Origin of the sequence: Paenibacillus sp. PDC88, assembly GCF_900106725.1 — a bacterium.
Classification (GTDB): domain Bacteria; phylum Bacillota; class Bacilli; order Paenibacillales; family Paenibacillaceae; genus Paenibacillus; species Paenibacillus shunpengii.
The window spans coordinates 37423-51325 of sequence record NZ_FNNT01000003.1 but is presented as its reverse complement, the minus strand read 5'-3'; the positions used below and the strand labels follow the sequence as shown (position 1 = coordinate 51325).

Annotated in this window: 8 protein-coding genes; all 8 read left to right on the top strand. The window is 47.4% G+C overall.

The annotated features are described in order from the left end of the window. The first annotated feature begins 461 nt into the window (after positions 1-461). The 8 genes from uvrB to BLW49_RS10810 all read left to right on the top strand — a co-directional run bounded on the left by uvrB (position 462) and on the right by BLW49_RS10810 (position 13705). Entirely contained in the window at positions 462-2456 is a 1995-nt protein-coding gene (gene uvrB, locus BLW49_RS10845) for an excinuclease ABC subunit UvrB (protein ID WP_090724616.1), read from the top strand. 499 nt (positions 2457-2955) lie between these two features. Continuing rightward, a complete protein-coding gene (locus BLW49_RS10840; RefSeq protein ID WP_090724614.1) occupies positions 2956-3288 on the top strand; it encodes a hypothetical protein in 333 nt (110 codons plus the stop codon). Between the two features lie 107 nt (positions 3289-3395). Then, entirely contained in the window at positions 3396-6257 is a 2862-nt protein-coding gene (gene uvrA / locus BLW49_RS10835; protein WP_090724613.1) for an excinuclease ABC subunit UvrA, read from the top strand. Between the two features lie 145 nt (positions 6258-6402). After that, the gene (gene ant(6) / locus BLW49_RS10830) at positions 6403-7251 is read left to right on the top strand and encodes an aminoglycoside 6-adenylyltransferase (protein WP_090724611.1); all 849 of its coding nucleotides are present in this window, start codon (positions 6403-6405) and stop codon (positions 7249-7251) included. Between the two features lie 120 nt (positions 7252-7371). Further along, positions 7372-7581, top strand: coding sequence for a hypothetical protein (locus BLW49_RS10825; RefSeq protein WP_170862559.1), 210 nt, complete (start codon positions 7372-7374; stop codon positions 7579-7581). 272 nt (positions 7582-7853) lie between these two features. Then, positions 7854-9008, top strand: a complete 1155-nt coding sequence (locus tag BLW49_RS10820) for a S1C family serine protease (protein ID WP_371264549.1) — start codon at positions 7854-7856, stop codon at positions 9006-9008. Then, the gene (locus BLW49_RS10815) at positions 9005-10912 is read left to right on the top strand and encodes a stalk domain-containing protein (RefSeq protein ID WP_090724610.1); all 1908 of its coding nucleotides are present in this window, start codon (positions 9005-9007) and stop codon (positions 10910-10912) included. The genes BLW49_RS10820 and BLW49_RS10815 overlap by 4 nt, the downstream gene beginning before the upstream one ends. A 279-nt stretch (positions 10913-11191) precedes the next feature. Further along, the gene (locus tag BLW49_RS10810) at positions 11192-13705 is read left to right on the top strand and encodes a U32 family peptidase (RefSeq protein ID WP_076314558.1); all 2514 of its coding nucleotides are present in this window, start codon (positions 11192-11194) and stop codon (positions 13703-13705) included. Positions 13706-13903 lie beyond the last annotated feature (198 nt).

The following is a 13903-nucleotide window of genomic DNA, read 5'->3' as shown; positions in this document are numbered from 1 at the left end:
AAATTCCCTCCATTCATTTGCTTTCTATATTTGCATCCAGGACATGAACCGAGTATAATAAACGGGAACAAACATTCTTATAAATGCTTTTGCTTAACTCACGAACGAAGAGCCGATGAAACAGCCTGATGAAGAGCTTCATTCCACTTTTTGAGATGGGTTCTTTTTTATTTCGGCTGAGGAACTTCATTTGTTTAATGTTAGGTAAATAAGCAATACAGATATAAAATGGTTTCCGAATGTTATATTTTCGGTAAATCTCGACATATATAAGGATATTGCACAGCTTGCTATGGGCAGTTCTTACAACAATATCTAGGTTGATTTGAAGTTTTTGAGTGTAAGTATGTACATTGATGACTTCATTCTATCTGGATATTTGTAGTTTCTTAGCGAGAGAGATCGAAATTTGCATAATCCTGGTGTAAAACTATTTTAGACGATGAAGGTGAGGTTGGGCAATGAGCGATATTGTCATGAGCAATAAAGGATTTGAACTCGTATCGGAATTTGAACCTCAAGGGGATCAGCCGCAAGCGATTGTAGAGCTGGTAGAAGGGATCCGGCAAGGGAAGAGGCATCAGACATTGCTTGGTGCTACAGGTACCGGTAAGACGTTTACCATTGCTCAGACCATAGCGAAGTTAAATAGACCCACGCTTGTTATTGCACATAACAAGACGCTTGCGGCACAGCTCGCAAGTGAGTTCAAGGAGTTTTTTCCTAACAATTCGGTAGATTACTTTGTAAGCTATTACGATTACTATCAACCAGAAGCCTATATTCCTTCTTCAGATACGTACATTGAGAAGGATTCAAGTATAAATGAAGAAATTGATAAGCTTCGGCATTCGGCTACAAGTTCTTTGTTCGAGCGCCGAGACGTTATTATTGTTGCGAGTGTATCCTGTATCTACGGTCTCGGTTCTCCGATCGAATATTCCAATATGCTATTGTCGCTTCGTGTAGGGATGGAGAAGTCTCGCAAGGAGATTTTGTCACGTCTCGTGGATATCCAATATCAGCGCAATGACCTTAATTTTGTCCGGGGGACATTCCGTGTGCGCGGTGATGTCATTGAGATTTTTCCGGCATCTAAAGATCAGCACGCGATGCGAATCGAGCTTTTTGGAGACGAGGTTGAGCGCATCACAGAGATTGACGTGCTGACCGGCGAGCTGATCGGTGAGCGCGATCATGTGGCCATATTTCCGGCATCTCACTTCGTTACGCGTGAGGAGACGATGAGAGTAGCGCTTGTTAATATTGAGCGTGAGCTTGAGGAGCGTCTTGCTGAACTGCGTGAGCAGGGCAAGCTGCTCGAGGCACAGCGTCTGGAACAGCGGACGCGATACGATATTGAGATGATGAAGGAAGTCGGCTTCTGCTCCGGGATTGAGAATTATTCTGGACCGCTGACCTTCCGAGAAGCAGGAGCTACACCGTATACACTGCTCGACTATTTCCCTGACGATATGCTGGTTGTCATTGACGAGTCGCATGTGACATTGCCCCAAATTCGTGCGATGTATAACGGTGACCGTGCACGGAAGACCGTACTCGTAGAGCACGGATTTCGTTTGCCGTCCGCACTGGATAACCGTCCATTGCAGTTCGAGGAATTCGAGAAGAAGACGAAGCAGCTCGTATACGTCTCTGCCACTCCAGGTCCTTATGAAATTGAGCATACCGAAGGAGATATGGTTCAGCAGATTATTCGTCCAACAGGTCTGCTTGATCCGATCATTGAAGTGAGACCAACCCAAGGTCAGATTGATGATCTGATTGGTGAGATTCGGGACCGTGTAGAGAAGGATGAGCGCGTGCTTGTTACGACACTGACGAAGAAGATGGCAGAGGATCTGACCGATTACTTCAAGGAAGTCGGCATTAAGGTCAGATATATGCACTCAGATATTAAGACGCTGGAGCGTATGGCCATTCTGAGGGATCTCCGGCTCGGCACATTCCATGTACTTATCGGAATTAACCTGCTGCGGGAAGGACTTGATCTTCCTGAAGTATCGCTTGTTGCTATATTGGATGCTGACAAAGAGGGCTTCCTGCGTTCTGAACGCTCACTTATTCAGACTATTGGACGCGCAGCCCGGAACAGTGAAGGTAAAGTTATCATGTATGGTGATAAGATTACGGACTCCATGGATAAAGCGATTAAGGAGACGGAACGTCGTCGTGCGATTCAGGTCGCTTATAATGAAGAGCATGGAATCACACCACAGACCATCCGCAAGAAGATTCGTGAGGTTATTGAGGCAACGAAGGTGGCCGAGGCGAAGAGCGATTATCTGACAGGCGGCACAGAGAAGATGTCGAAGCGCGAGCGTCAGTCGTTAATGCAGCGTCTTGAGGCTGAAATGAAGGATGCAGCGAAGAATTTGCAGTTCGAGCGTGCCGCAGAACTGCGTGACGCCCTGCTTGAATTGAAGGCTGAATAAAATAAGAAGAGAACGGCCGAGGGGTCGTTCTCTTCTTAAAGAGTGCATAAGGTACGTTGCTATTTCTGTACTCTTTAATTTCATAATTGTATTTCGTTTAATAACGTTGAAAGCTGATCATAAGGGCTATACTTATTGATAAATTGATATATTGTTTAATTTAGTAGAACAAGGACCGAGCTCGAAGAGCAATGGTCCGCCTGTGGGATGGAGCGAAGCGATCCCACGCAGGAAGTTGCACTTGAAGGACCGCGCTCGAAGAGCAATGGTCCGCCTGTGGGATGATGCGAAGCAATCCCACCAACATGCACTTGAAGGACCGAGCTCGGAGAGCAATGGTCCGCCTGTGGGATGAAGCGAAGCAATCCCACGCAGGAAGTTGCACTTGAAGGACCGAGCTCGGAGAGCAATGGTCCGCCTGTGGGATGGAGCGAAGCGATCCCACTCAGGAGTGCGCACTTGAAGGACCGAGCTCGAAGAGCAATGGTCCGCCGGTGGGATGGAGCGAAGCAATCCCACGCAGGAAGTTGCACTTGAAGGACCGAGCTCGGAGAGCAATGGTCCGCCCGTGGGATGGAGCGAAGCGATCCCACGCAGGAGCGTGCACTTGAAGGACCGAGCTCGAAGAGCAATGGTCCGCCTGTGGGATGATGCGAAGCAATCCCACCAACATGCACTTGAAGGACCGAGCTCGAAGAGCAATGGTCCGCCCGTGGGATATAGCGAAGCAATCCCACTCACGGTACGCGTCGGATGTAAAGCATGTTCTGGACAACCAGATGGGTTGTCCAGAACGAATGCGGTCCAAGCACAACAACCCAGCTGTAAATAACCACGAGCCCAACTACTTCGGCCAATTTCCGGTTTCCAAAGGGAGGTCCCTTTGGGGTCCTCCCTCTCAGGGAGGATTTAGGAGGGTTCTTTTAAGGAGATGAGAGTGTGGCGAATGAGAGTATAATCATTAAAGGCGCAAGGGCGCACAATCTGAAGAACATCGATGTAACGATCCCGCGCGACCGTTTTGTCGTCCTGACCGGATTGAGCGGATCCGGTAAATCATCGCTGGCATTTGATACGATATATGCCGAAGGTCAGCGCAGATATGTAGAGTCACTGTCCGCATATGCCCGTCAGTTTCTAGGTCAGATGGAGAAGCCCGACGTAGATTCGATAGATGGACTGTCTCCTGCGATTTCGATAGATCAGAAAACAACAAGCCGCAATCCGCGCTCAACGGTAGGAACCGTTACCGAAATTTATGACTATTTGCGTCTATTGTTTGCACGCATTGGTCATCCGCATTGCCCGGATCATGGTGTGGAGATTACTTCCCAGACCGTAGAGCAGATGGTTGACCGGATCATGGGCTACCCGGAACGGACAAGACTGCAGATTCTTGCGCCTGTTATTTCGGGCCGCAAGGGTGAGCACAAGAGTCTGCTGGCAGATATTTCGAAGCAAGGCTTCGTACGGGTAAGGATTGATGGCGAGCTCCGTGACTTGTCGGAGAACATTGAGCTTGAGAAGAACAAGAAGCATACGATTGAGGTCGTAGTGGACCGGATCGTCGTGAAGGAAGACATTCAGTCACGTTTGTCCGATTCGATTGAAACCGCGCTTAAAATATCCGGCGGTCAGCTGCTGGTTGATATCATTGGAGAAGAAGAGCTGAGATTCAGCTCCAACTATGCCTGTCCGATATGCGGATTCAGCATGGAGGAGCTCTCCCCGCGTATGTTCTCGTTCAACAGTCCATTTGGTGCCTGTCCGGATTGTGACGGCTTGGGAACTAAGATGATTGTCGATCCTGATCTGCTCGTTCCAGATCGCAGCAAGTCGATCGAAGGCGGTGCATTTGAAGCTTGGGCTGGAGGGACGTCGAACTACTACCCGCAATTTTTACGTTCCGTATGTGAGCATTACAAGATTCCGATGAACGTTCCTGTCAGCGAGCTGTCACCAGATCAGATGAACAAGCTCCTTCGAGGGACGAATGGTGAGAAGATCCGTTTCCGTTATGAGAATGATTTTGGCCAAAGAAAAGAAGCTTATGTTGTATTTGAAGGGATTATTCCCAATCTGGAGCGCCGGTATCGTGATACGGCTTCGGAAGGCATTCGTGAGTTCATCGAAGGCTTTATGGGCGAGAAGCCGTGTGGAACATGTAAAGGTCATCGTCTCAAAAAAGAAGTGCTGGCCGTTACTGTCAATGGCAACAACATGGCTTATGTGACCAATCTCTCCATTGGAGCGGCCATGGAATTCTTCAGCAATTTGCAGCTCTCCGAGAAGGAACAGGCGATTGCCCATTTGATTCTCAAAGAGATCAACAGTCGTCTGGGATTCCTCGTAAACGTCGGGTTGAACTACCTCACCATGAGCAGAGCTGCTGGAACATTATCTGGCGGGGAAGCACAGCGTATTCGGCTCGCGACACAGATCGGCTCCAGTCTCATGGGTGTATTGTATATATTGGATGAGCCAAGCATCGGACTGCATCAGCGTGACAATGACCGTCTGATTGCAACACTGGGTCATATGCGTGACCTTGGAAATACGCTCATTGTCGTAGAGCATGACGAGGATACGATGATGGCAGCGGATTATATTATTGATATCGGTCCGGGAGCCGGAATTCATGGCGGTCAGATCATATCGCAGGGCACACCGCAGGAAGTCATGAATGATCCTAATTCATTGACGGGCAGCTATCTCAGCGGACGCAAGTTTATCCCTGTTCCTGCCGAGAGACGGAAGACGGATGATCGCTGGCTGGAAATTCGCGGTGCGAAGGAGAACAATCTCAAGAACATTAATGTGAAGATTCCACTAGGTGTATTTACAGCGGTTACTGGTGTATCCGGTTCAGGCAAATCTACCCTTGTGAATGAGATCTTGTACAAAACACTGGCACGGGATTTGAACCGGGCAAGAGTACGCCCAGGGCAGTATAAGGAAATGAAAGGCTTGGAGCATATTGACAAGGTCATTGATATTGATCAATCTCCAATCGGCCGTACACCTCGATCCAACCCGGCAACGTACACGGGTGTATTTGATGATATTCGAGATCTGTACTCTCAAACGAATGAAGCCAAGCTGCGCGGCTACCAAAAGGGCCGATTCAGCTTTAACATCAAAGGCGGCAGATGTGAGGCGTGTAAGGGCGATGGAATCATTAAGATCGAGATGCACTTCCTGCCGGACGTTTATGTACCTTGTGAAGTCTGCAAAGGGAAACGTTATAACCGGGAAACGTTAGAGGTTAAATACAAAGAAAAGAACATTTCTGAAGTACTAGATATGACGATTGAAGATGCGGTGGAATTCTTCCGCAACATTCCTAAGATTCATCGCAAAATTCAAACCCTGCTGGATGTCGGCTTAGGATACGTCAAGCTCGGACAGCCGGCAACAACACTATCCGGGGGAGAGGCGCAGCGCGTCAAGCTCGCATCTGAGCTGTACCGCCGCAGTACCGGTAAGACGATGTATATCTTGGACGAGCCGACCACCGGTCTGCACGTGGATGATATTGATCGTTTGCTGACGGTACTTCATCGACTGGTGGACTCTGGGGAAACCGTGCTTGTCATTGAGCACAATCTGGATGTCATCAAGACGGTCGACCATATTATCGACTTGGGACCGGAAGGCGGAGACGGCGGCGGTACCATTATCGGTACAGGTTCTCCAGAGCAAATCGTCAAAGTGAATGAATCCTACACAGGTAAATACCTGAAGCCGGTGTTGGAACGGGATACCGAGCGCAGTCAAACCCTGGTGTTAAACCGTTCATAGCTGCTGCATGAAGAGCTGGAGGAGATACATTTATCTCATCTCCAGCTTTTTTAAAGTAATCCGTCATCATTAGAGCGACGTGGTTATATCGAACTCTCTATTATTCATGCTATCTAAAAAATAGTTGTAACGGAGGATGACTGTCGTGAGAAATGAACAAGAGATGATGAAGAAGCTGATCGATTTTGCCAAAAATGATGATCGAATTCGATTGGTTACTTTGGAAGGGTCCCGAACAAACCCCAATATTCCTCCTGATCTATTCCAAGATTATGACCTGTCATACTTTGTAACGGACATGAATTCTTTCAAGGAGAATGATCAGTGGCTTCAAGTATTCGGGAAACCGGTTATGATGCAAAAACCCGAAGATATGGAGCTCTTTCCGCCGGAGTTAGGTAATTGGTATTCATACTTAATCCTATTTGAAGATTGGAATAAGTTAGACCTGACACTTATCCCAGTCCACGAGGCTAACGATTATTTTACCCACAGCGATGGTTTAGTTCAGGTGCTGCTTGATAAGGACAATCTCGTTAAACACGAAGTAATCGCAAATGATCGTCAATATTGGATTAAAAAGCCGACAGCAAGAGAATTCGATGATTGCTGTAATGAGTTCTGGATGGTTTCCACATACGTGGTTAAAGGGTTGGGGAGAAAAGAAATCCTATTCGCTATTGACCATCTGAACGAGATTGCAAGACCGAATTTATTGAGAATGATGGCTTGGAAAATTGGATCAGAGCAAGGATATCATTTTAGTGTAGGGAAGAACTATAAGTTTATAAATCGCTGCCTCCCAGATGAAGATTGGGAAAAACTCCTGTCCACTTATGTGGAGAATGGGTATGAGGAAATGTGGCAGTCTTTATTCACTTGTTATGAGTTATTTAGAAATTATTCAAAAGCGGTGTCAGAAAGTTTCGGATATAAGTATCCCGATTATGATGAAGTCATTACTAATTATACGAAAAGTATTTATAGGAATTGAATTGGATTATTTTAGATTTTCTGGATGAAAAGTCTTGCTAAACCGGGGCGATGAAGATAACATATAAGAAGGTGTAAACGCTTGTACGTATATGATATCTCGTCATAAGGGGGCGCATGTATGCTGCTATTAGCGGAAGCTGGAGGCACAACTTCTAAATTTAATGGATTTGATATCTTCGTCATTCTATTTACCATTATTATCTTCATCGGTGTTGTTCGCCTGATCAAGGCACCCAAGAAGAATTTGTTTGCCATTGCTTTTGGTGTTGTCAGCTTAATCGTATTTCTAATTACGGATTATGCGATGATCAAGCATTGGTTGAGCTAGACGGTTACATACAACATAAGTAGATTTGCAGAACACTTTCCCCTGTGCGAAGGGAAGGTGTTTTTTAATCCTCATTTGAAGAAAGAATGCAGCTGGCGTATGGATTCAGAATATCACATAAGAGTACGAGAATGATAGATTGGGAGAGGAATCGGTGAAGCCATTTGGAACGTAATAATATAGATAGAACTAGAGCTAGAAATGCAAATAACGATAGAATAACGGATAGAAACAAGGACACAAATCTCAATCTAAACAAGGTAAGAACAAAAATGACAACAGCTGCTGTCATGGCAATCCTTATGCTTGGGGCAAGTGCGATTAACCCGGCAGTAATCGAAGGCGCTAGTGTTAAGCTGAATGCGAAGCTACAGGATGATCAAATATACATAAATTCAAAAGACCTTATTAAAGCGTTAGGCGGTACAGGTCAATATGACACGAAGACAGGAACATTCATTTATACAGCAAAAGATGAAATACCGGAGGTTGTCGAGGCCGTATCCCCTTCTGTTGTTGGAATCATAGGACGCCCGGATGCAGGTGCAGAAGGAGGAAGCTCAGATCGTTACAATTTGACGCACGGAACGGGTGTCATTATCAAATCAAACGGATGGATAGTGACGAACGCCCATGTCATTGACGGTTTATCCAATGCAGTTGTAGTCACATCCGATGGTAAGACCTATAAGATCACTGACAGTTACAGCGACCCGACCAGCGATTTAGCACTGATTAAGATCAATGCGAAATCGTTGAAAACAGCGAAGCTGGCCAGCTCCTCCTCCCATATGCGGGTGGGCGAGACCGTCATTGCGATCGGCACACCGGTGTCTTTTTCCCTGCGGAATTCAGCTACAGTAGGTGTGGTCAGCGGGCTCAATCGGGGAGTGAATGCATCCTATCGTCTGATTCAAAGCGACACAGCCATTAACCCGGGGAACAGCGGCGGTCCGCTCGTAAATCTAAAGGGTGAAGTGATCGGGATTAACACAATGAAGTATGCAGCGGTTGGAGTGGAGAATACAGGCTTCTCGATCCCTGCGGAGACGGTACATTATGTAATCCATCATTACTTTAAATATGGCGAAGTCAAGCGCGCAAGTCTGGGGCTTACGCTGGAGGAGAGCTGGTCGGCCATTGTGGGGCTGCCAACTGATGATCCTTTGACCGTTACGAGTGTTCATACAAATGAAGCAGAGAAGGCCAAAATCCAAGAAGGTGACGTGCTGTACAGCATAGATGGGGTGCGAGTCACTTCGGTTGTCGATATTAATGAGCTGCTTAAGAAGTATCTGCCTGGCCAGAAAGTGAAGCTGCTCATGCAGTCAGATGGAGACATCGTAACTCGATATCTGGTATTGACGCAGGGTGAGAATTCGGTCGTTTCAGTTGAAGACGAAGCATGGGATGAGGTAGATCGATGAATACAAGAACGGTACGTACCATTACAACGGCGCTATTGACGGGCATCATTGTGTTAAGCAGTGCAGTTCAGCCGGCTGCAGCTTCTGATCTTGTGGAAGAGCTTAGACTAAGGACGGGAAGCCAGACGGCAACCATTAATGGAGAGAAGCAAACGATTCATAAGCCCTATGTGGAGCAGGGAACGCTGATGGTTCCGGCAGGGGTATTCAAAAAAGCTTTCCATAGCGAGATTCGTCTATCCGGAGAAGATGTCGTCAAAGTCATGGATGGTCCACATACGGTTGCACTCACCATCGGGAGCAAGACCGCCTGGATCGATGGGGAAAAAGTAGAAATGGCTGCTGCACCCAAGATGGTGAAGGATGTGCTTATGGTCCCGCTGCGCCCAGTAGCTGCAGGTATTGGAGCCACACTTCATAAGTCAGATCAAGGTGAGCTGGTTATTCGTATGAAAGCGAATGGTGCTGAAGCTCCTCAGGAACATCCCGAGAACGAAATTGATAGCGATATAGGCAAGACAAAGATAGGGAACAGTTACTACGAATGGTCTATGAATTATCCAACCGGACTGATTGTGGGAGGATCCTACAATGAGAGTGAGGACTTTACCAGCTTCATGAACGCCGAAGGCACCTATTATCTTGAAGTGCTGGTCAGTGATCAGGAAGTAGAGCTGGATGCGGAGGATATGCTGCAGCAGCTTGTTCAGGACGCCAAGGATATGGGTGAGACCGTGATGGATCGTGAAGCCTATGGAGAGGCCGTTACACCTTATGCCCGCATCGTGACCAAGGATGGAGATGGTATGTTCTGGGAAGCAAGACAATACTACGATCATGGGCGCCTGTATGAAGTCTATTTTTCCGACTATGAGGCTGTCAATTACAAGGATCTGCAAAAGCATGCCTCACTGTTGAATTCTTTCCGCACTTCATTCAACATATCGGATACGACAATGAAGGATTTGTCCACGGTTGAGAATGGCATGACGTCAGTGTATAACGAAGATTATGGTATTGCCTTGTCAGTGCCTGCGGAGTGGGACAAGGATAATCAGTCCCTGATCTATGAGAGTAAGGAAGGGACGCATTTATCCCTCCAGGTGACTTCGGCGCCGGAAGGCGCATCGCTTAAGGATTGGAGCGACAAGCTGAATCAGTGGATGCGGGATGTGTTCGTGGAGGATGCTCACCGGGAGGTCGATTCCTACACGCTGAACGTAGCGGGTAAGGATGCTCAGGTGAACCAGTTCCAATATGATTTTGGAGATGGCTGGACTACAGAATACAATGTGCTGATTCAAGAGAACGGATATCGTTATTATTTGGAATACGCTGTACCTGAGACGGCGGCAGGGGATGAGGGCTTGTTCGAAGAGATCCTCGCTTCACTTGAAATTGATTATGATACCGTCTCCGAGAATTTTGGCAAGCTGGGCGAAGATCCTTATTTAGTCAATAAGTCGAGTATGATCACCCGGACTTCCAAAACATACGGCTACACGCTCGATATCCCGAGATACTGGACTCCAGTGGAGAACCGATTTGAATCCACAATTGTAGCGTATCAGTTTACAGGAGGTTTTTTCTCCATTCATGTGGATAAGGAGATTTCCGTAGAGATGGCCGTCAGTCAGCTCCGTGAATCGTATGCTGAAGCAGCCCAGAGCCGCAAGGATTTCCGTGTGACGGATACGAAGAATATGACCTTTGCAGGAGAACCGGCGACCGAGTTCACTTATCATGAAGTCGAGAAGGGTGTTCCCATGCAAGGCAGGCAGCTTGTATTTGAGCATGACGGCATAACTTACACCGTAACCGCAGCACTGAATGATGCGAATCGAACGGAAGTACAGCTGAATGCTCTTTCGAAGACGCTTGATTCTTTTTCATTCAATAAATAATGAATACGGTGAAGAACCGGCAGAGCTAAATTTATTTGGCATGCGGGTTCTTTTTTTATAGAGTTAAAGAAGGACCCTTGTTACACTGTTGATAGAAAAGTCCATGGAGAATGGACGGAAATTTCGGTTTTTTCAGGAAGTAGTAGAGGAAAGAACAAGGATTTGATACACTATTATAGTTGTTTAGCAGAATGGCTACACTGATAGAGTATTTAGTTGATCATTTGAACGATGTATTAGGATATAGGCAAAGTAAAAAAAGCCTGTTTAGGAGGATATATGAATACAAAAGCATTGAGAAGAGAAGATGTCGAGCTGTTAGCACCTGCCGGCGATTGGGATTGTATGCGTTCAGCAGTAGCGAATGGCGCAGATGCAATCTTTTTCGGTGTGGAGAAGTTTAATGCCCGCGCAAGAGCGAACAATTTCCGGATGGAAGAGCTGCCTGAGATTATGGCTTTTTTGCATAGCTATGGAGTCAAGGGCTTTCTGACGTTTAACATATTAGTATTTGAAAATGAGCTGGCGGACGCCAAAGAATTGGTTGATGCTTGTGTAGATGCAGGTGTGGATGCAGTAATTGTGCAGGATCTGGGTCTAGTGAAGCTGATCCGCGAAATCTCGCCAGATTTCCCAATTCACGGTTCAACACAAATGACGATTACTTCGCCGGAGGCGGTAGAGTTTACGAAGCCTTTTGATATTGAACGTGTCGTACTAGGCCGTGAGAACAACCTGAAGCAGATTCAAAAAATCGGTGAGCAAGCGAAGCTGCCGATGGAAGTATTCGTGCATGGTGCACTCTGCGTTTCTTATTCAGGTCAATGCTTGACTTCCGAGATGTGGGGCGGACGCTCTGCAAACCGCGGTGAGTGTGCACAGGCCTGCCGTCTTCCTTATGATCTGATGGTGGATGGCGAGCAGAAGCCAATGGGTGATGTTGCTTATCTGTTATCTCCGAAGGACCTGGCTGCAATCGATATTATGCCTGAGCTGATTGAAGCGGGTGTTACTTCCTTCAAGATAGAAGGGCGTCTGAAGACACCGGAATATGTAGCGAATGTAGTAAGCAAATATCGCAAAGCCATTGATGCCTATTTTGACGGGATTAAGGATCCAATTAGCTCTGAGGAGATTCGTGAGCTGCAGCAGAGCTTCTCCCGTGGCTTTACGCATGGCTTCCTTGAAGGGACCAACAACAAGAAGCTGGTGGACGGAACGTTTCCGAAGAGCCGTGGTGTCTATTTGGGCCGTGTAGAAAAAATTCTTCGCGACGGCGTCGTATGTAAACTGGAAGCTCCGGTGAAGCGTGGAGACGGTATTGTATTTGATGCCGGCGACCCAACTAAGCGCGAAGAAGGCGGACGTGTCTATGATATTCGTCGTAAAGGCGTGAAGATTGAAGGCGAAGCAGGCGAAGGCTGGATCATTGACATCGTGCCTGGCCGCAGTGATGTGGATCTGCGCCGTCTGCATGAGGGCGATCGGATCTGGAAGACGAACGACCCAGCACTGGATAAGCGTCTGCGTCAAAGCTATGAGACAGAGAAGCCATATCGTGTCTTCCCAGTTCATGTGAAGGCGGTAGGAAGACCAGGGCAGCCACTCGAAACCTGGTGGACCGATGTGCAGAAAGGCACTACGGTTCAGGTGAACTCCGAGATGGAGCTTGAACTAGCGAAGAAACGCCCGATGAATGATGAGCTGCTCGAAGAGCAGTTTGGACGACTGGGTGGTACAGTGTATCAGCTCGAGGAACTGGATGTACAGCTGCATGGAGATATCATTATTCCAATGCGGGAGCTGAACAACATTCGCCGTCAGGCAGTGGAAATGCTGGCAGGAGAACGTCCGAAGCCGCCGGTATATGTGAAGCGTGAAGTGGAGGTTTACGGTGATTCCGTTAAGCCAGCTCCAGCGGTGAAGCGCGGTGCAGCGGAGCTCACCGCATTATGCCGCAGTCTGCCTCAAGTAGAGGCTTGTCTTGAAGCGGGCGTAGACTTTATCTATGCAGACTTCGAGTTCATCAAGCAGTTCCCGGCTGCGGTAGAGATGGTGCATGCTGCAGGCAAGAAAATTGCACTCGTTACACCACGCATCCACATGCCTGGTGAGAACGGCTACCATAACAACATCCTGCGTCTGAAGCCGGACGCGGTGCTGGTTCGTAATACGGGCGCACTGTATTTCTACCTGCGTCATCGTATGGAGAACCCGGAGGCGAACCATCCGGAGCTGATTGGTGACTTCTCACTGAACATTGCCAACCATAAAGCGGTTGAGCTATTCCTTGAAGCAGGCTGTGATGCGGTTACTCCATCGTATGACCTGAACATTCAGCAAATGGTCGATCTGCTGGAGCGTTCCCGTACAGACAAGATGGAAGTTGTTATTCATCAGCATCTGCCGATGTTCCATACAGAGCACTGTGTATATTGTACGTTCCTCAGTGAAGGAACGGACTACACGAACTGCGGACGTCCTTGTGAAGATCACAGCGTATCTCTGCAGGACCGTATTGGTATGTCTCATCCGGTGCGTGTCGATGAAGGCTGCCGGAACACGGTATACAATGCCGTCGAGCAATCCGGTGCCGAGTATCTGACGAACTTCATGGATCTGGGTGTATCCCGCTACCGCGTAGAGTTCTTGGAAGAGACACCGGAGCAGGTACGTGAGGTGCTTGGACTGTACAACCGTGCACTGCGCGGTGAGATCAGCGGTACACAGGTATGGAAGACACTTAAGGCAACCAACCAGCTAGGCGTAACACGTGGGCAATTGGTGAAATAAAAATGAATTAGAGCCGCTCTCTTTACAATGAAGAGGGTGGCTCTTTTTGCTAGTGAAAAATTTATTGTGTGAACAACATTATGTAGAGATATTAAAGCCATGAAAAGCTTCCAAGTATCAAAGCAATTCCATACTCGTCGTTGTTTTAATGAGTTATGAAATTGATTCTGCTTAGAGAAGTTTCCAGTTCATTCCTTT

Coding starts and splice junctions, on each gene's coding strand:
- uvrB (WP_090724616.1), top strand. CDS start 462: ATGAGCGATATTGTCATGAGCAATAAAGGATTTGAACTCGTATCGGAA.
- BLW49_RS10840 (WP_090724614.1), top strand. CDS start 2,956: ATGGAGCGAAGCAATCCCACGCAGGAAGTTGCACTTGAAGGACCGAGC.
- BLW49_RS10825 (WP_170862559.1), top strand. CDS start 7,372: ATGCTGCTATTAGCGGAAGCTGGAGGCACAACTTCTAAATTTAATGGA.
- BLW49_RS10820 (WP_371264549.1), top strand. CDS start 7,854: ATGACAACAGCTGCTGTCATGGCAATCCTTATGCTTGGGGCAAGTGCG.
- BLW49_RS10815 (WP_090724610.1), top strand. CDS start 9,005: ATGAATACAAGAACGGTACGTACCATTACAACGGCGCTATTGACGGGC.
- BLW49_RS10810 (WP_076314558.1), top strand. CDS start 11,192: ATGAATACAAAAGCATTGAGAAGAGAAGATGTCGAGCTGTTAGCACCT.